Source organism: Flavobacterium tyrosinilyticum (assembly GCF_023656565.1).
In the GTDB taxonomy this organism is placed as follows: Bacteria; Bacteroidota; Bacteroidia; order Flavobacteriales; family Flavobacteriaceae; genus Flavobacterium; species Flavobacterium tyrosinilyticum.
Genome location: NZ_JAMOKG010000004.1, coordinates 321,859 through 340,847, shown reverse-complemented (window position 1 = coordinate 340,847; position 18,989 = coordinate 321,859). Strand labels below are relative to the sequence as shown.

At 31.0% G+C, this 18,989-nt stretch carries 16 protein-coding genes; all 16 read left to right on the top strand.

Annotated elements, in window-relative coordinates; translation table 11 throughout:
- The first annotated feature begins 9 nt into the window (after nt 1-9).
- The 16 genes from NCC77_RS21725 (at nt 10) to NCC77_RS21650 (ending at nt 18,985) form a co-directional block, all read left to right on the top strand.
- Nucleotides 10-993, top strand: a complete 984-nt coding sequence (locus tag NCC77_RS21725; RefSeq protein WP_250837457.1) for an SDR family oxidoreductase — start codon at nt 10-12, stop codon at nt 991-993.
- A 27-nt stretch (nt 994-1,020) separates the two neighbouring features.
- On the top strand, nt 1,021-2,412 hold the full coding sequence (locus NCC77_RS21720) for a UDP-glucose 6-dehydrogenase (RefSeq protein WP_250837456.1): 1,392 nt from the start codon (nt 1,021-1,023) through the stop codon (nt 2,410-2,412).
- 66 nt (nt 2,413-2,478) lie between these two features.
- Complete coding sequence (locus tag NCC77_RS21715; protein WP_250837455.1) at nt 2,479-2,943, top strand: UpxY family transcription antiterminator; 465 nt, start codon at nt 2,479-2,481, stop codon at nt 2,941-2,943.
- A 283-nt stretch (nt 2,944-3,226) separates the two neighbouring features.
- Nucleotides 3,227-4,513, top strand: a complete 1,287-nt coding sequence (locus tag NCC77_RS21710) for a nucleotide sugar dehydrogenase (protein ID WP_250837454.1) — start codon at nt 3,227-3,229, stop codon at nt 4,511-4,513.
- Nucleotides 4,514-4,537: 24 nt separating this feature from the next.
- Nucleotides 4,538-5,545 carry a mannose-1-phosphate guanylyltransferase gene (locus NCC77_RS21705; protein ID WP_250837453.1) on the top strand — a complete coding sequence of 336 codons (1,008 nt, stop codon included), beginning with the start codon at nt 4,538-4,540 and terminating at the stop codon, nt 5,543-5,545.
- 9 nt (nt 5,546-5,554) lie between these two features.
- Nucleotides 5,555-6,601, top strand: a complete 1,047-nt coding sequence (gene rfbB, locus NCC77_RS21700) for a dTDP-glucose 4,6-dehydratase (protein ID WP_250837452.1) — start codon at nt 5,555-5,557, stop codon at nt 6,599-6,601.
- 45 nt (nt 6,602-6,646) lie between these two features.
- On the top strand, nt 6,647-9,142 hold the full coding sequence (locus NCC77_RS21695; RefSeq protein WP_250837451.1) for an SLBB domain-containing protein: 2,496 nt from the start codon (nt 6,647-6,649) through the stop codon (nt 9,140-9,142).
- A gap of 7 nt (nt 9,143-9,149) precedes the next feature.
- On the top strand, nt 9,150-10,214 hold the full coding sequence (locus tag NCC77_RS21690) for a Wzz/FepE/Etk N-terminal domain-containing protein (RefSeq protein WP_250837450.1): 1,065 nt from the start codon (nt 9,150-9,152) through the stop codon (nt 10,212-10,214).
- Nucleotides 10,215-10,828: 614 nt separating this feature from the next.
- Nucleotides 10,829-12,262, top strand: coding sequence for a lipopolysaccharide biosynthesis protein (locus tag NCC77_RS21685; protein WP_250837449.1), 1,434 nt, complete (start codon nt 10,829-10,831; stop codon nt 12,260-12,262).
- Complete coding sequence (locus NCC77_RS21680) at nt 12,259-13,341, top strand: DegT/DnrJ/EryC1/StrS family aminotransferase (RefSeq protein ID WP_250837448.1); 1,083 nt, start codon at nt 12,259-12,261, stop codon at nt 13,339-13,341. The genes NCC77_RS21685 and NCC77_RS21680 overlap by 4 nt, the downstream gene beginning before the upstream one ends.
- A gap of 6 nt (nt 13,342-13,347) precedes the next feature.
- The gene (locus tag NCC77_RS21675) at nt 13,348-14,352 is read left to right on the top strand and encodes an ATP-grasp domain-containing protein (RefSeq protein ID WP_250837447.1); all 1,005 of its coding nucleotides are present in this window, start codon (nt 13,348-13,350) and stop codon (nt 14,350-14,352) included.
- Nucleotides 14,349-15,140, top strand: coding sequence for an NAD-dependent epimerase/dehydratase family protein (locus NCC77_RS21670; protein ID WP_250837446.1), 792 nt, complete (start codon nt 14,349-14,351; stop codon nt 15,138-15,140). The genes NCC77_RS21675 and NCC77_RS21670 overlap by 4 nt, the downstream gene beginning before the upstream one ends.
- Nucleotides 15,121-15,768 carry a metallophosphoesterase family protein gene (locus tag NCC77_RS21665; protein WP_250837445.1) on the top strand — a complete coding sequence of 216 codons (648 nt, stop codon included), beginning with the start codon at nt 15,121-15,123 and terminating at the stop codon, nt 15,766-15,768. Before NCC77_RS21670 ends, NCC77_RS21665 begins: the two co-directional genes overlap by 20 nt.
- Before the next feature lie 283 nt (nt 15,769-16,051).
- The gene (locus NCC77_RS21660; RefSeq protein ID WP_250837444.1) at nt 16,052-16,909 is read left to right on the top strand and encodes a glycosyltransferase family 2 protein; all 858 of its coding nucleotides are present in this window, start codon (nt 16,052-16,054) and stop codon (nt 16,907-16,909) included.
- Between the two features lie 349 nt (nt 16,910-17,258).
- Nucleotides 17,259-17,885 carry an acyltransferase gene (locus tag NCC77_RS22995; RefSeq protein ID WP_284705099.1) on the top strand — a complete coding sequence of 209 codons (627 nt, stop codon included), beginning with the start codon at nt 17,259-17,261 and terminating at the stop codon, nt 17,883-17,885.
- Nucleotides 17,882-18,985, top strand: a complete 1,104-nt coding sequence (locus tag NCC77_RS21650) for a glycosyltransferase family 4 protein (protein ID WP_284705098.1) — start codon at nt 17,882-17,884, stop codon at nt 18,983-18,985. The genes NCC77_RS22995 and NCC77_RS21650 overlap by 4 nt, the downstream gene beginning before the upstream one ends.
- The last annotated feature ends 4 nt before the right edge of the window (nt 18,986-18,989 follow it).

Below are 18,989 nucleotides of genomic sequence, written 5' to 3'. Positions count from 1 at the left end.
CTTTGACAAATGGAAATCAGGGTAAAGAATACAATTTTGATTACTGGAGGAGCTGGATTTATAGGTTCAAATTTGACTGAGTATTTTTTAAGCTTAGGCCATAAAGTCGTTTGTTTAGATAATTTTTCTACAGGCCATCATTATAATTTAAAAGAATTTTTAAACAATCCTGATTTTAAGTTAATTGAAGGTGATATCCGGAATTTACCTGATTGTAATTTAGCTGTTGAAGGAGTAGATTATGTTTTACATCAAGCAGCTTTAGGTTCTGTTCCTAGATCGATAAAAGATCCAATTACGACAAATGATGTAAATGTTTCGGGTTTTTTAAATATGCTTACAGCAGCACGCGATGCTAAAGTAAAACGATTTGTTTATGCTGCAAGTTCCTCTACTTATGGAGATTCTCAAGGATTGCCAAAAGTAGAGGATGTTATTGGAAAACCATTGTCTCCTTATGCAATTACAAAATATGTGAATGAACTTTATGCTGAAATTTTTAGCAAGACATATGGATTAGAAACAATTGGGCTTCGTTATTTTAATGTTTTTGGAAGAAAGCAAGATCCTAATGGAGCTTATGCAGCTGTAATTCCAAAGTTTGTAAAGCAATTTATGAACCATGAAAGCCCGATAATTAATGGAGATGGAAATTATTCTCGTGATTTTACATATATAGACAATGTTATTCAAATGAATGAGTTGGCTATGACTTGTCAAAATTTAGAAGCAATTAATACTATTTATAATACTGCATTTGGAGACAGAAATACTTTAAATGACTTAGTTGGATATTTAAAAGAATATTTATCAGACTTTGATCCAAAAATAAAGGATGTTCCAGTTATTTATGGCGAAAATCGAGGAGGAGACATTCCGCATTCTCTAGCAAGTATCGAAAAAGCAAAAAGAAATCTCGGTTATAATCCAAAGTATTCTTTGCAAGACGGATTAAAAGAAGCTGTTGAGTGGTATTGGAATAATTTAAAATAAATTTAAGATCAAGATAAAATAGATCAAATGAAAATTACAAAAATTTGCTGCATTGGTGCAGGATATGTTGGAGGGCCAACAATGGCAGTGATTGCTCAAAAATGTCCTCATATTCAGGTTACGGTTGTTGATTTAAATGAACAAAGAATAGCAGATTGGAATGATCCGAATCCTGAAAATATTCCAATATATGAACCTGGACTTTCTGAAATTGTAGCAGAAGCAAGGGGCAGGAATTTGTTTTTTTCTACTGATGTTGATAAAGCAATAGATGAAGCTCAAATGATATTTATTTCTGTAAATACACCTACCAAGACTTATGGGAAAGGAAAAGGAATGGCAGCAGATTTAAAATATATCGAATTATGTGCTAGACAAATTGCAAGGGTTGCAAAACAAAATAAAATTGTAGTCGAGAAGTCGACTTTGCCAGTGAGAACTGCTGAGGCCATTAAAAGTATATTGGATAATACAGGAAATGGTGTTCAATTTCAAATTTTATCTAATCCAGAGTTTTTAGCAGAAGGAACTGCGGTTGCAGATTTGTTAAACCCTGATCGAATTTTGATTGGTGGAGATACAACCCAAGAAGGGGAAGAGGCAATTAATTCCTTAGTAGAAGTTTATTCGAATTGGGTAAGCAAAGATCGAATTTTGACAACAAATGTTTGGTCGTCTGAATTATCTAAACTAACCGCAAATGCATTTTTAGCACAACGTATTTCTTCAATAAACGCGATGTCAGAACTTTGCGAGAAAACTGGCGCAAACGTAAATGAAGTGGCTAAAGCGATCGGTATGGATAGTAGAATTGGCCCTAAATTTTTGAAAGCTTCAGTCGGATTTGGCGGTTCTTGTTTCCAAAAAGACATACTGAATTTAGTATATATAGCAAAATCGTATGGATTAAATGAGGTTGCAGATTATTGGGAGCAAGTTATTATTATGAATGATCATCAAAAAAGAAGATTTTCAAATAAAATTGTTCAGACTTTATATAATACAGTTGCCGATAAAAAAATTACTTTCTTGGGCTGGGCTTTTAAAAAAGACACAAATGATACAAGAGAGTCTGCAGCAATTTATGTTGCTGATGATTTAATAAATGAACAGGCTAAAATATCAGTTTTTGATCCGAAGGTTTCTAAAACTAAAATGCTAAGTGACTTAGATTATTTGGAAACGAGAGAAAATAAAAATAATCTTGATGCGTTAAGTGTTTTTGATAATGCTTACGATGCATGTAAAGACGCACATGCGATTGCAATCTTAACCGAATGGGATGAGTTTACAACTTATGATTGGAAAAGAATTTACGATTCTATGCATAAGCCAGCTTTTATCTTTGATGGAAGAAATATTTTAAATGCCAAACAATTAGAATCAATCGGGTTCGTTTATAATGGTATTGGGGCATAAATTGGTTTTGTATTTGTAGAGTTAAAATGGAGTGGGATATGTTGCTTCATCCTAAATAAAAAGAAAATGAATTGGTACGTTGTTTATACAAAACCGAAATGGGAAAAGAAAGTAGCAGATAAGCTTAGCCAGCTTGGAATCGAATGCTATTGCCCATTGATTACTCAAATAAAGCAGTGGTCAGATCGCAAGAAGAAAATTGAAACGCCTCTTTTTAATTCCTACGTTTTTGTGCAGTTACCTGATTCGGATCGTAATTTAGTTTTTCAAGCACAAGGAGTAGTTAGGTATTTGTTTTGGTTAGGAAAGCCGGCAATTGTAAAAAATCAAGAAATTGAAATTATTAGAGCAAGTTTAAAATCTCCAAATCTAAAGGATGTTTCAGTTTCGAGTATTCAGGTTGGAGATAAAATTAAATTAGAGTCCGGTGCGTTTGTCAATCAAGATGCAATTGTTCAGGAAGTTTCTAATAATTATTATGTGTTGGTGCTTGAAGCTTTAGGGTGCGTCTTGAAAATAAAATATAAATAACAGCGTTATCCAATAAAAAGTTAACAGAAGAGAAGTCTTTTTTTAGATTTTTTTCTTCTGTTTTTTTTATAAAGTAATTATTTACAGCCTGATTAATAACACATTGTGGGTAAGCGTTTTTTTATTAACAATTTGTTTTTACGTATTACGGGAAACCGTATTGATTAACTAGAGTTATTATACTATATTTGCGCGAAAATGATTAATTTAGGCATCTGAGTCAGATATTGTGACTTGGAACGGCGAAGCCGTGAATTTTTAAAAGCCTAAAGAAATTAAGAAGATGGAGCTAGAAAAAAATATTAAAATTGCAGTTATTGGTTTGGGTTATGTCGGTTTGCCATTGGCTCGACTGTTTGCAACAAAATATTCTGTAATTGGGTTCGATATAAATGAATCGCGCGTTAGTTCTCTGAAATCAGGAATAGACACTACTTTAGAAGTAGAGGATGATGTTTTACATAGTGTTTTAGTAGATAAACCAAATGAAAAAGGGTTATATTGTACTACCTCTATAAATGATATTGCTGACTGTAACTATTATATAGTCACAGTCCCTACACCAGTAGACAAAAATAATAGGCCAGATTTAACGCCTCTTTATAAATCTAGTGAAACCGTTGGTAAAGTTTTAAAAAAAGGAGATGTAGTTATTTACGAATCTACGGTTTATCCTGGAGTGACAGAAGAACAATGTGTACCGGTTCTAGAGCAGGTTTCAGGATTGAAATTTAATGAAGATTTTTTCGCAGGATATTCGCCAGAAAGGATTAACCCTGGTGATAAAGAGCATACAGTTGAAAAAATTCTAAAAGTAACATCAGGCTCAACACCAGAAATAGGTTTAAAAGTTGATGCTTTATATAAGTCTGTAATTACTGCTGGAACCCATTTAGCTCCAACAATAAAAGTAGCGGAAGCAGCAAAAGTTATTGAGAACTCTCAGCGAGATATTAATATCGCTTTTGTTAACGAATTAGCTAAGATCTTCAATTTAATGAATATCGATACTCAGGAAGTATTAACAGCGGCATCTACAAAATGGAATTTTTTGCCATTTAAACCAGGTCTTGTCGGCGGACATTGTATTGGTGTGGATCCGTACTACTTAGCACAAAGAGCACAAGAATTTGGGTATCACCCTGAAATAATTTTGGCAGGAAGACGTTTAAACGATAGCATGGGCGAATATGTAGCTTCACAAATAGTGAAGTTAATGATAAAAAAAGGTATTTCGGTTAATGGAGCTGAGTTGTTAATGCTTGGTATTACTTTCAAAGAAAATTGCCCAGACGTTAGAAATACAAAAATTGTGGATGTTATAAAAGCATTAAAAGATTACGGAATAGTGGTTACTATTTTTGATCCTTTAGCTAATAATGATGAAGTTAATAAAGAATATAAGCTGGAGACTATTAATTCTCTGCCTGAAAAAGAATTTGATGCATTAGTATTAGGAGTAGCTCATTCAGAGTTTCTTCAAATAGATTTTTCAAGTTTGCAAAAAGAAAAAAGTTTAATTTATGATGTAAAAGGAGTTTTAGGATCTTTGGCAGACAATAGACTTTAGATTTCCTTTTTTATTTAAAAATATATGAGTTCAGATAAAACGATAACGCACGTAATCCTTACGGGAGGAGTTGGAAGTAGACTTTGGCCACTTTCTCGTAAAAGTAGGCCAAAACAATATCTTGAAATATTCGAAGGAAAATCTTTGTTTGAAATGACTGTTGAAAGAAATAGTCATCTCGTAAACAAAGTTATGGTTGTGGGAAATGTTGATAATTATCAGCTAAGTGGAAACGTAATGGAAAAAACAAGTACTTCTTATGTGAATATTATTGAGGCCACACCTAGAAATACGGCTGCAGCAATAGCTTTTGCGGCTTTTGCATCTGAACCTGATGATATTTTGGTAATTACTCCTTCTGATCATATTATAGATCAAATGGAGAACTATAATAAAGCAATAAATGAAGCCGTATCAAAAGCGACTGAAGGATTTATTGTAACTTTTGGAGTCATTCCAACGAAACCCGAAACAGGTTATGGTTATATTGAAGCAGAAGGTGATGATGTGATTTCTTTTCGCGAAAAGCCCAATGAAACAACTGCTAAAGAGTTTATTGCAAAAGGGAACTTCTTATGGAATAGTGGAATGTTTTGCTTTAAAGCAAGTGTTCTTTTAGAAGAGTTGAAGAAATTTCAACCTGATGTTTATGAGAAATCAAAAAAAGTATGGGAAGAAAATAAAAACGGTTTTTTGGATTTAGATTTATCAATGAAAATCCCGTCTATAAGTATTGATTATGCTGTAATGGAACGAAGTAAAAAGATTAAAGTTGTTCCTGCTTCTTTCTCATGGTCAGATTTAGGCTCATTCGAATCAGTATATGATTATTTAAATTCAAAAGGACATTCAACCGATTCAAATGGTAATATGGTTATTGGATGCAATAAGCATACAACCTTTTTGGGCTTAAAAAATACTATTTTTGTTTATACAGAAACCGCTAATTTAATTTTGCAAAAAGAAAATTCACAAGATGTAAAAGATATTTACAGTGAATTGGAAAAACAGAATTCGGAGCTCTTAAATTAAATATTACAAATGAAAAAAATACTTATTACTGGCGGCGCTGGATTTATTGGTTCTCATGTAGTTAGACGTTTTGTAAATAAATATCCAGAATATCAAATTTTCAATTTGGATGCATTGACATATGCAGGTAATTTGGAAAATATAAAAGATATTGAGAATAAATCAAACTATACTTTTGTAAAAGGAGATATTGTTGATGAAAGATTTATTAACGAACTTTTTGGTCAGCATAAATTTGATGGAGTTTTGCATTTAGCTGCAGAATCTCATGTAGACCGTTCTATTGAGGATCCGCTAGCATTTGTTAAAACTAATGTTATTGGAACAATGAATTTGTTAAATGCAGTAAAAAGCCAATGGAAAAATAATTTTGAAGGGAAAAGATTTTATCACATAAGCACGGATGAAGTGTATGGTTCACTTGGACCTGAGGGATTGTTTACAGAGTCCACGTCTTATGATCCAAACTCACCTTATTCTGCTTCAAAAGCCAGTTCTGACCATTTTGTTAGAGCATACGGAGAAACCTACGGACTTCCATATGTTTTGACTAACTGTTCGAACAATTACGGATCCTATCACTTTCCTGAAAAACTTATTCCTCTTTTTATTAATAATATTATAAATAATAAGTCATTACCTGTTTATGGAGATGGAAATTACACGCGGGATTGGCTTTTTGTGGAAGATCATGCAATTGCGATAGATTTAGTTTTTCATGAAGGTAAAAATCATGAAACATATAATATTGGCGGGTTTAATGAATGGAAAAATATAGATTTGGTTAAGTTACTATGTAAAATAATGGATGTTAAATTAGGACGAGTAGAAGGTACTTCTGAAGGATTAATTACATATGTAAAAGATAGGCCAGGTCATGATTTGCGTTACGCTATTGATGCTTCGAAAATTAATAAAGAATTAAACTGGAAACCTTCAGTGACTTTTGAAGAAGGATTAGAAAAAACTATAAATTGGTATTTGGATAATCAAGAATGGCTACAAAATGTTACTTCAGGAGCGTACAAAGATTATTATCAAAAACAATACTCATAAAGGAAAATAATTAATAAATTTCTTTTAAATAATTTTCTCATAAACATGAAAAAAATAATATACGTTCTTACCCTATTTTTTGCATTCATTACTTTTAATGCAACAGCACAAGATATTATGAAATCTAAAGATTTAAGTACAGTAAAAGTTGATTACTTATCTGATGATGATTTAGCAAAAATTAGTGCTCAGCTAAAAAGTAATAATGCCACTATTGATCAGGTTGAATCAATGGTGCTTTCAAAGGGGATGAGTCAAACTGAGTTTAACAAACTTAAGGTTAAGCTTAATGATTATGAAAGAAAAAATGCAAAAGATGGAGGAAAAGATAAAAGTAAAGAGGGAAAATCAAAAAATGGAGAAAAAACTTCAGAATTTGGAAGGAAACAAAGTGAAATAAAAAATGAGAAAGTAAAAGATTCTTTAAATGCACTAATTTTTGGTTCGGAACTATTTGATAATCCCACTTTAAATTTTGAGCCTGATTTAAATTTGGCTACTCCTATGAACTATGTTCTTGGCCCTGGTGATGAATTACAAGTAAGCGTTTATGGAGTTCAAGAATATAATGCCAATATACCTGTAAGTGTAGAAGGAAAAATAAGTATAGACTATGTAGGACAAATCTCTGTTTCTGGAATGTCTATTGAGGCTGCTACTCAAAAAATAAAAGCGGCTATTGCTAAAGTTTACAGTACCGTTCGCTCGGGACAATCTCAAGTGAGCATTAGTTTAGGAAAAATACGTACTATAAAAGTAACAATCGTAGGAGGTAAGCAACCAGGAAATTATTCGATTTCTTCATTAGCAACTGTTTATAATGCTTTGCATTTAGCAGGTGGGCCCGGAAAAAATGGTAGTTATCGAAATATCGAATTGATAAGAAATAATAAAGTTTATAAGAATATTGATATTTATAGATTCTTAGTTAAAGGAGATCAATCTGATAATGTTGCCTTAAAAGAAAATGATGTAATTAGAATTCCTGCCTATAGTCAAAGAGTTACCGTTGAGGGAGAAGTTAAGCGTCCAGGTATTTTTGAAATGAAAAAAGGTGAGAAGTTTTCTGATTTGTTAAATTTTGCGTCTGGATTTAACGAATTTGCTTATACAGCTTCGGTAAATGTTTTACAAAAGACAGGAAAAGAATTTAAAGTCCACGATATAAACGAAAGTGAATATAATTCCTATCAACCTCAATCCGGAGATGTTTTTAGAATTACTAAGATTCTAAATCGATTTGAAAATCGTATCAAGATTGAAGGGGCTGTTTTTAGACCAGATTATTATTCTTTTACAGAAGGTATGAGGATTTCAGATCTTGTCACAAGAGCAGAAGGATTAAAAGAAGATGCTTATAGTAAAAGAGCAAGAATCATCCGTTTAAAAACAGATTTGACAACAGAAATTGTTAATGTAGATTTAGGTGCTGCTTTGTCAGGAGATTTAAATGCAGATATTGAACTAAAAAGAGAAGATATAGTGACGGTATATTCTATATTAGAATTTAGAGAAGAATATAAAGTAACTATAGACGGGGAAGTAAAAAATCCTGGAGAGTATGAATATTTTGAAAATTTAACTTTAAATGATTTAGTTATTCAAGTAGGTGGATTAACTGGTTCTGCTTCAAAAAGAGTTGAAATTGCTAGAATGATTAAATCTGATGCTATTGATGATGCGGATCCTAAACGTATAGAATTGGTTGAGTTGGAGATAACCGCAGATAATAACGAGCAAATTAAAAACTTTGTTTTAAGACCTTTTGATGTTATTAATATTCGTAGAATGGCAGTTTATGAGAAACCAGAGATGGTTAAAGTAAGTGGAGCAGTTACTTATCCAGGAAAATATGTCCTAGCAAATAAGAAAGAAAAAGTTTACAATGTAGTAATGAGAGCTGGAGGACTTACATCTATAGCTAATTTAGATGGGATGAAGATTAAACGACCTATCAAAGAGGAACAGATTGAGCAATTAGAAAGCATAAATCTTAACTTGGAAAAGAAAGAAACTTCAGAAAAAAAAGAAGGAATTATAGAAGAATCAGATATTAAAACTAATGATACACTTAAATCTAAATTATCAAAAAAATTAAGAGACGAACTAAAATATACGACTATTCCTGTCAATTGGGAAAAAATTGTAAAAGACAAAAATCATTATTCTAATGTTACCTTATTTCCTGGAGATGAAATTGAGGTTGCAGTGTATAACGAAGGGGTAAAAGTTACAGGTAACGTTTTGCTTACTTCCGAAATTCCATATAGAAATGGAAAAGGATTTAAATATTACATTAATTCTGTTGGAGGTGTAGATAATAAAGGGTGGAAGAGAAAGGCTTATATAATTTATCCCAATGGAAAAGCAGCCGTAACAAGTTCATTTTTATTTTTTAGATCTTATCCAAGAGTAGAACCAGATTCACAGATTGTTGTACCTGAGAAGCCTGAAAAGAAAAAGATGAGTGCGGGGGAATGGGCTGGTCTTGGAACAGCATTTGCTAGCTTAGCATTATTAATTGTAACTGCTTTTAAATAGACATTTGATGAATGCAAATATTGAAAATGATGAAGTATCATTAAAAGATTTAATACAAAAATTAAGAGATTGGTATCTGTATTTATTGTCAAATTGGAAAGTTATAGTTTTGGCTGGAATAATAGGTGGATCTCTAGGTTTATTATACTCATTTACTAAAAAGCCTGTTTATACTGCAACGTTAACATTTGCATTAGAGGATGAAAAATCAGGAGGTCTGGGTGGAGCACTAGGCTTTGCTAGTTCATTTGGTTTGGATATTGGAGGAAGTGGAGGAGGTATTTTTGCTGGTTCAAATTTGACTGAGTTATTCAAATCAAGATCAATGGTTGAGAAAACATTACTTACACCAGTTAAGGTTGACGGAAAAGTAATTTCTTTAGCAGAGATGTTTATCCAAAATAATAAATGGAGGGAGAGCTGGTCAGATAAACCAAAATTGGAGTCAATTAAATTTTTGCCGAATTCAGATAGAGAAAGGTTTACCCGCGTACAAGATAGTATAATAGGGAGTATCTATTCAAATTTATTAAAAGGAGGATTATCAGTTGGTCAGAAAGATAAAAAAATAGCAATAACGAGTATTGATGTAATGTCAGGAGATGAGTTGTTTGCTAAATATTTTTGTGAAGCTTTGGCTAAACAAGTTGGAATGTTTTATGTTACAACAAAAAGTAAGAAAGCTAGAATGAATATGGATATTTTAGAGCGTCAAGTCGATTCAATTCGGAAAGAGCTAAATGGAGCTATTACAGGTGTAGCAGTAGCCACTGATAATACTTTTAATCTAAATCCAGCAATGAATGTACGTAAATCAATATCTTCGAGACGGCAGGTTGATGTTCAGGCAAATACTGCTATATTAACAGAACTGGTTAAGCAATCAGAATTAGCTAAAGTAACACTACGTAAAGAAACGCCGTTAATTCAAGTTATAGATAGACCAATTTTGCCATTAGCTAAAGAAAGATTTGGTAAAGCAAAAGGAATTGTAATGGGTGGTTTTATAGGAGTGTTTTTAATGTTGTTTTATTTGCTATTTTCGAAAATTTTTAGAGATTTAGTTAAGTAATTTTGTACTTAAAAAACAATGAAGAATTATACTTTCAAAGTTCAGAAAATTAGAAATAAATAACCAAAGTTATAAATATAATTCTTCACTTTCTCACAACGAAATAGGCTAAAATAATCATTCCTGTAAGTCCTGAATTCTACCGTCCAACACAAGTTTGTATGTTAATTGTAGATTCTGCCAAATTAAAAAAATTATATTGGAAGCTTAAATCTGATTTAGTTGCATTAGTTAAAGAAATACTAGCTAGCGAATTGGAAAGCATAAATAGATTTATTAAACTAGGATATGTTACTTTGAATAATGTGATCTCAATATAAGTAAGCATATAGAAATGATAGCAATGTAAGTAAATAGATTAATCTAACTAAAGTAAAAAATAAAGTTACGATTTTAAGCAGTAAAACTAGTCCTTTATTAAATTATGCAGTAAAGTAATTTTAATTTATGTAAAAAGATTAATATTTTAAAGATGTTACGTTTGCTATCTTGAACCACCAATTCTTTAACATTTTTTGATACTTTTTATTCTTTAGATAAAAAGAAAAAATAAATCAGGTTTTAAGAAGGATGTAACTATACATTAACTTCATTTATAGAGAATATATAAAAAAATGTCACTTAGAAAACAAGCAGTATCTGGAATGATTTGGACTTTTTTACAGCAGTTTGGGAGTCAATTAATATCTTTCGTAGTATCACTGGTATTAGCTAGACTTTTATTACCAGAAGAGTTTGGACTTATTGGTATGTTAACCATCTTTATGGGAATTGGATCCGCTCTATTTAATGGTGGATTAACGAGTTCACTCATAAGAACTCAAGAATGTACACAAGAAGACTATTCCACTGTGTTTTACTTTAATTTTGCGGGAAGTATTCTAATTTATGGAATTCTTTTTATGGTGGCACCTTGGATAGCTAAATTCTATCACCAACCTAGTTTAACAAGTATAACGAGAGTCTATGGTTTGACCTTTATACTTTCAGCTTTTGGTACTGTACAAAATACAATTCTGACTAGAGAATTGAAATTTAAAAAGTTGGCAATTATAAGTTTACCTGCTTTAGTTATTAGTAGTGTAGTTGGAATTTTAATGGCATATTTGAATTATGGTGTCTGGAGCTTAATTGCTTCAACTTTAGTTAATGTGTTTTTTGTAAGTTTTTTTTTGTGGTTTAATGCGAAGTGGTACCCGAAATTAATTTTTAGCAAAGATAAATTTATCCAGCATTTTTATTATGGTTATAAATTAACAATATCTGCCATTTTAGATACTATTTTTACAAATATTTATCACATTGTTATTGGTAGGTTTTATTCTCCCACACTAGTAGGATACTATACTCGTGCGAATACCTTAATGATGCTCCCTGTAGGGAATATTTCCGGGGCACTTAATAAAGTGGTTTTTCCTCTGTTTTCTAAAGTTCAGGATGATCTTCCTAGGTTTAGAAATTCTTATAAACAAATTATGCAAATGGTCCTATTTATAATTACACCAATTATTGTATTAATGGGATTGTTAGCTAAACCTTTGATTGTTTTCCTGTTCACTGATAAATGGCTTGCTGTTGTACCAATTTTTAAAATTATATGCTTTACAGGAATACTTTACCCAATTCATTTGTATAATTTGATCGTCCTGGAAGTTAAGGGAAGAAGTGACTTGTTTTTAAAATTAGAAGTATTAAAAAAAATATTATTAACAATTATTTTAATTATAAGTTTTTTTTATGGATTTTATGCTTTGTTATGGGGACAATTAATCTTTTCTATATTAGCATTATTCATTAATACACATTATGCGGGAAAGATATTGGAGTACAGTATGTGGCAACAAATGAGAGATATCTTGCCAATCTTCATTTTTGCTGTAATAATGGCGGCAATTACTTTTATAGTTGATAGAATGTTGACTAGTCAAATTGATATTGTAAGATTAATTTTAGGAAGTTTATCTGGTAGTTTGACTTATTTATTAGTTGCTTATATGTTTAAATTTGAAAGCATACAGGATATTAAAAATCTAATTTTAAAAATATGATACCAGTAACGAAACCTTTTTTGCCTCCTCAAGAAGAATACCAACAATTAGTCGATGGTATCTGGAAACGTAAATGGCTAACCAATATGGGACCTTTGGCAAGCGATTTGGAAATGAATCTGAAGGATTATTTAAGAGTTAATCATTTATTGTATGTGACTAACGGTACGGTGGCTTTGCAGATGGCAATCAAAGCTTTGAATATAACAGGCGAAATTATTACGACACCTTTTTCCTTTGTTGCAACCACTTCTACTATTGTTTGGGAGGGATGCACACCGGTTTTTGTCGATATAGAGGAGAAGAGTTTAAATATAGATGTTACCAAAATAGAGGCTGCCATCACAGAAAAGACTGAAGCGATACTGGCAACGCATGTTTACGGGAATCCTTGTGATGTTCAGGTGATTGATAAAATTGCCAAAAAGCACAATCTGAAAGTGATTTATGACGGAGCTCATGCTTTTGGTGTAAAAGTAGATGGGAAATCTATATTTGAATATGGTGATATTTCAACCTGTTCTTTGCATGCGACGAAGCTCTATCATTCTATTGAAGGTGGTTTAATTCTTACTAACGATGCAGAGTTATTGAAAAAACTGGCCTATATCCGTAATTTCGGAATTTCTGGTTTTGATTCTTTTGCCGAATTGGGTATAAACGGAAAAAATTCAGAGTTTCATGCGGCCATGGGATTGGTAAATCTGAAGTATATACAAGAAATATATGATAAGAGAAAAGAGTTAACAATGCATTATAATGCAAAATTAAAGGGATTGAAAGCCTATCGCCCTCTTTGGCATAGTGAGTCCAATGAAAATTATTCTTATTACCCTATAGTGATAGAAAGCGAGGAATTGCTACAGAATATAAAAAAGTTTTTAGATGGTCATGAGATTTTTACCCGTCGTTATTTTTATCCATCTTTGGCCAATACTTTACCTTATTTGGAGCCCCAAGATTTGGAGGTGACAGATACTGTTTCGAAACGTGTTCTATGCCTTCCTTTGTATTATGATCTGACATTGGAAGAAGTTGATTTGATTTGCCGTTTAATTTTAAGAGTTCAAAATAATTAATAAAATATGTATAATATAGCAGTAACAGGAGTAGGAGGTGGTGTAGGACAAAGTATTCTTAAATCCTTAGAAGGAACTGGATATAATGTTATAGCCTTAGATGGGGAATTATTAGCAGCAGGATTATATGCGACGAATAATTCTTATTTAATACCCTATGCAAATAGTCCGAAGTATATAGAAGAATTATTAGAAATTTGTAAAAAGGAAAAAATTTCATTGTTATTTCCTGGTTTGGATGCAGAGCTGATGCCGTTATCTTTAAATAGAGAAGCTTTTGCTAAGATTGGAACTACTGTTGTAGTAAGTCGACCAGAAGTAGTTGATATTTCAGATAATAAGCAGGAAACATACAATCAACTAATAAAAGCAGGAGTAGTTGTACCTCTAACTGTTTCTATGAAAGATTTTATTCCAAGAGAAGAAAGTTTTCCAGTAATTATAAAGCAAAAAGTAGGTGGTGCTCGATCAAAAAATATTTTTTTAGCAAGAAATAAAGCTGAATTTGAAATAATAAGTGGTAAAATTGGAAATAATATATCTGATTTTATTGTTATGGAATATATTGAAGGGGATGAATATACTTGTGGAACTGTGAATTTAGATGGCAGTTGTAAAGGTGTGATTGTAATGAGAAGAATTTTGCGAGATGGTGATACACATAAATGTTTTTCTGTAATAAATCCTATTATTGAAAAAGCTGTCAGAAATGTTGTTGAGGCAATTAAACCATTTGGAGCTTGTAATATTCAGTTGAGAATGAGAGATAATATTCCATATGTATTTGAAATTAATGCAAGATGTTCGGGAACTACTGCATCTAGAACACTTTGTGGTTTTAATGAACCGAAAATGATTGCTGATTTTTTGCTAAAAAATATACAGCCAGAATATGAGATCAAAGAGTTGACGGTACTTAGATATTGGAAAGAATTGGTAGTTGACAATAACGATGTTGAGAATTTGGAAAAAGATACTCATCTAGGTTTAAGCAATTATAACAGGTTATGATACTATTTACAGGTTCAGGTGCAATCGCAAATACTTTCGCAAAATATTATGATTGTGAAATTATTTCTGCAAGAAGTATGGATGATGATACTTTAGCGAATAAAATTAAAGTAGCAGATGTTATTATTCATAATGCTGCACTTATAAATAGTAATGACTTGTCGGAGTTTGTGGACGCTAATTTTATTCTTACAAAGCGTATTTTAGAAATTGTAAGTACTATAAAACCCAAAATAAAGTTTATTAATTTAAGCTCAATGAGTTTTTTGAAGGATGAAAATCAGTATCTAAATTCTAAAGAAATGAGCAATTATGCTTTTTCTAAATATTTAAATGAACTTTTTTGTTTAAAGTACCCAATTGAAAATATATCAAATGTAAGATTTTCTACCATTTTTTATGGCGATTTTAGGAGAGATGGATTGTCAAAAATTGTTTATGATTGTTTTTTTGAAAAAAAAATAACAATTTATAATAACGGAGAAGCAATAAGAGATTTTATTCCAATAGAAATAGCAGTTCAGTATTTGTACAAATTAACAAACTTGAAAACATTACCCAAAATTATTAATATTGTTTCAGGTAGAGAAACAAGTTTTAAATATTTTGTAAATAAGTTAGCTGAATTAAATCCAGAAATAGAAATCATCAATATTGAAAGTGATACGCCAAAAATCCTTTCTGAGTTTTCAAAAAGTGGAATAGCTGAGTTGGGAGAAATAGATTTTAATATAGATGAATTATTCGAAAAATATGCCTTAGAGATCAATGAAAACATTAATATTTAGTGATGTGCATGGTAATCTTCCAGCATTTGAAAAAATGTTAAAAACTGAAGCCGATTGTGAAGAATTTATTTGTTTGGGGGATTTAGTAAATTATGCTCCCTGGAGTAATGAGTGTGTTGATTTAGCAGCTTCACTATCTAATGCTACACTATTAATTGGAAATCATGAGGAAGCATTTATTAATGGCTTCTACCCGGGTGAAAACAGTTTGGTCCAACAATTTTTTTGCCAAAATTTTGATGATTTCATGCAATTTGATGCTATAAAAAAATACATCAAAGATTGTAGAGTAGGAAACTATATTTGTCAACATACAATATTTGACAAATATATATATCCAGATACCGAAATAATTTTGGATAATAATTATATAATCGGTCATTCCCATCATCAGTTTAAATATGAAAATAATAATTTTACGCTTTACAATTCTGGCAGTGTAGGGCAAAATCGAAAATTTATTAATTTAATAAATTATTTGGTATACGATAATTCCAATGGACATATTGAAATGAAAAAGTTGATATACGATGTCGATTTGGTTATTAATGAAATGAAAATAAAAAAATTCCCTGAAGAATGTATAAATTATTATTTGCAGAAAAAAAGATATAACCAGAATACTTAGAAAACTGCACTATTCGAGATGCTCTACTTATCAGGAAAATAATTGCGCGCTTTTGAGCTAAATTAAGTTATGTCTGTTTAATTGTTAGTTTTTCAAAAATGGCATTTCTAATAAGGGTACTTATTATTAAATTAGTGGATTAGTAAATTGTTATTTCGAAAATTTGCCCAAGCTTTAGAGGTAGTATGTTTGCTGATAATTTCTGACAAAACTGATTTGTGTGCTCAGAGCGCAACCGTAAAAATTATTAAAAAAAAATCGAATTTAAAACACACACACACACATGAATAATCCCATGGTTTCTGTAGTAATGATGACTTATGGACATGAAAAATATATTACTCAGGCTATCGAAGGAGTTTTAATGCAGGAATTCGATTTTGATATAGAATTGATTATTGCGAATGACTGTTCTCCCGATAAGACAAATAGCGTCGTTGAACGAATAATGGAGCAGCACCCGCGAGGGAATTGGATTAAATACACTTCTCACAAAGAAAACAAAGGGGTGATGTCCAATTTTGTTTGGGCTTTACAACAGTCTAAAGGCCAATATATTGCAATTTGCGAAGGCGATGATTATTGGACAGATTCTTTGAAATTGCAAAAACAAGTTGATGTTTTGCAGAATAATCCTAAATTGACGGGATGTTTTCATAATTCTGAAGAACGATATTGGAATGATTATACTAAAGCTTCTTCGCTATATTTAAATATTGGGGGAGCAAGAGAAGTTAGTCTGCAAGATATGACTATTAACAATATAGCACCTACAGCCTCTATTGTTTTTAGAACCCCTGTGCCCAAAGAAGTTTTTAGTGATGCCTTTGTAAATTTACCCATTGGTGATTGGCCATTACATTTATTGAATTTAAGAAAAGGAAATTATTATTATATTCCGCAAGTTATGAGCGTTAGGCATTTATATGTTGAAAGTACATGGGGAATGCAAGACCAAATTAGAAATAGAAACATAGTTTTGAATGTTTATGATATATTAATTAATTCTAATTGGTTTTCTTTAAGTACAATTCAAAATCTAAAAAAAGGGAAAAATAATTTGAGGAATCCAGAAAATCCGTTTTTAAAAATTTTGAAATACCGTTGTAAGCGTCTTCTCTCTTTACTAAGGAAAAGGTAGGTTTACTTCAGTTTATTCTTTTTTATAAACTATTTTTATAGCTTTCTTTTTTTATATTAACTATTGTTAAAAAGTATGATAGGTGTCAATTCAAATCAGTTGTGTTTATTTGCAAGTATTAGTTTTGTATTCATTTTTTTACTTATTCTACTGCTGTTTTTATAGATATTTTGAAGATTTGGAAAGACAGGTAAGATATTGAAGTTTTATTATAATTGCTTTAGCAAAGTTTCTTTATTTGAATATTGGAATTGACTCTGCTCGCTTAGTATTGGCTATTTTAATAATTCTAAAAATGTTTTATGTTTTGTATAAATCTAATAATTGTATTAAATAATTTAAATAAATTATGATTGAGTTTTTGTTGAATATTAGAAGGAAATACCAATCGAAATCGAGGTATAATTCTTTTAAAGATTATATTAAAATTGGAAGCTCTCATCTTTTAGATGCTTTTAGAATTAATTTAAATAATCCTTTGAAAGAGAAAATCTATCTTTCGGTTGGAAATGATACAATTTTAAATTGTCAAATTACTTTCGAATCTGAAAAAGGGGAAGTAATAATTGGTAATAATACTTTTATAGGAGGGAGTAATCTTATATGTAGGAATAAGATTGTAATTGAAGACAATGTGTTTATAGCTTGGGGAAGTTATGTATATGATCATAATTCACATTCTTTAGATTATAAAGACAGAGAGAATGACATTATTCAGCAGTTGAGTGATTATAGACTAGGTCAAAATTTTATTACCAATAAAAATTGGGATGTTGTTCAATCAAAACCAATTTTAATAAAAGCTAACGCTTGGATAGGTATGAATTGCATTATTTTGAAAGGTGTTACCATTGGTGAGGGAGCTATAGTTGGAGCGGGAAGCGTTGTATCTAAAGATGTGCCAGATTGGACAGTCGTAGGAGGTAATCCTGCAAAAGTTATAAAAATATTACCAGAAAGTTTAAGGAAAAAATGAAGATACTATTCGACGAACAGATATTCACTCAGCAAAAATATGGAGGTATTTCCAGATATTTTTTTGAATTGATTAAAAGATTTGATGAAATAGAAAATAGTTGTGAGGTAGCAACTCTTTTTACTGATAATGCTTATTATAACAAACGATTTAACCCTAAACTGAATAGGTTTTTGCCTGATTCTCATTTTAAGGGAAAGAAAAGAATAACAAATTATCTTAATACAAGGAAATCGATAAGAGAAGTTCAGAAAGGAAATTTTGATCTGTTTCACCCCACTTATTATGATGATTATTTTCTTGATAGATTAAAAGGGAAGCCTTTTGTGGTTACTTTTTATGACATGATACACGAGAAATTTTCAAATCAATATGAAAGTTTTAAATCAGATATTAAGATTTTTGACAATAAGAGACGTTTGTTAGAAAATTCGAGTAAAGTAATTGCAATATCTGAAACAACAAAAAAGGATATTATTGAATTTTTTGATGTTGATCCTTCAAAAATAGATGTTGTCTATTTGGGAAATTCGCTTCAGAATTTTGATGTTGAAAATAAGCCTTTGATTGAAGAAGATTATATTTTGTTTGTAGGTAACAGAGAAAATTATAAAAATTTTAATTTTTTTATTTCAGCTATAGCTCAGTTATTAATTGATACTAATTTGAAATTGATTTGTGCAGGTGGTGGTGATTTTTCTCCACAAGAAGTAGTTTTAATACAAACCTTGAATTTAGAAAATCGTGTTGTTTTAAGAAAAATAATTAATGATGATGTATTGGCCAATTATTATGCCCATGCCTTATTTTTTTGTTTCCCAAGTTTATACGAAGGATTTGGAATTCCAGTATTAGAATCATTTGCTTGTGGTTGTCCAGCACTTTTGAGTAGTGGAGGTTCGTTGCCTGAAGTAGGAGGTGAGGCTGCACTTTATTTTGACCCGCGTAATGCAGAATCTTTGAGAAAATCTGCACATGAATTGATTAATAATCAGGTTTTAAGACAAAATTTGAGTGAAAAAGGTTTTGAAAGATTGAAACAATTTTCCTGGGATGCCACCTTCTTAGAGACTTTAGAAGTTTATAAATCAGTGATATAAGGAA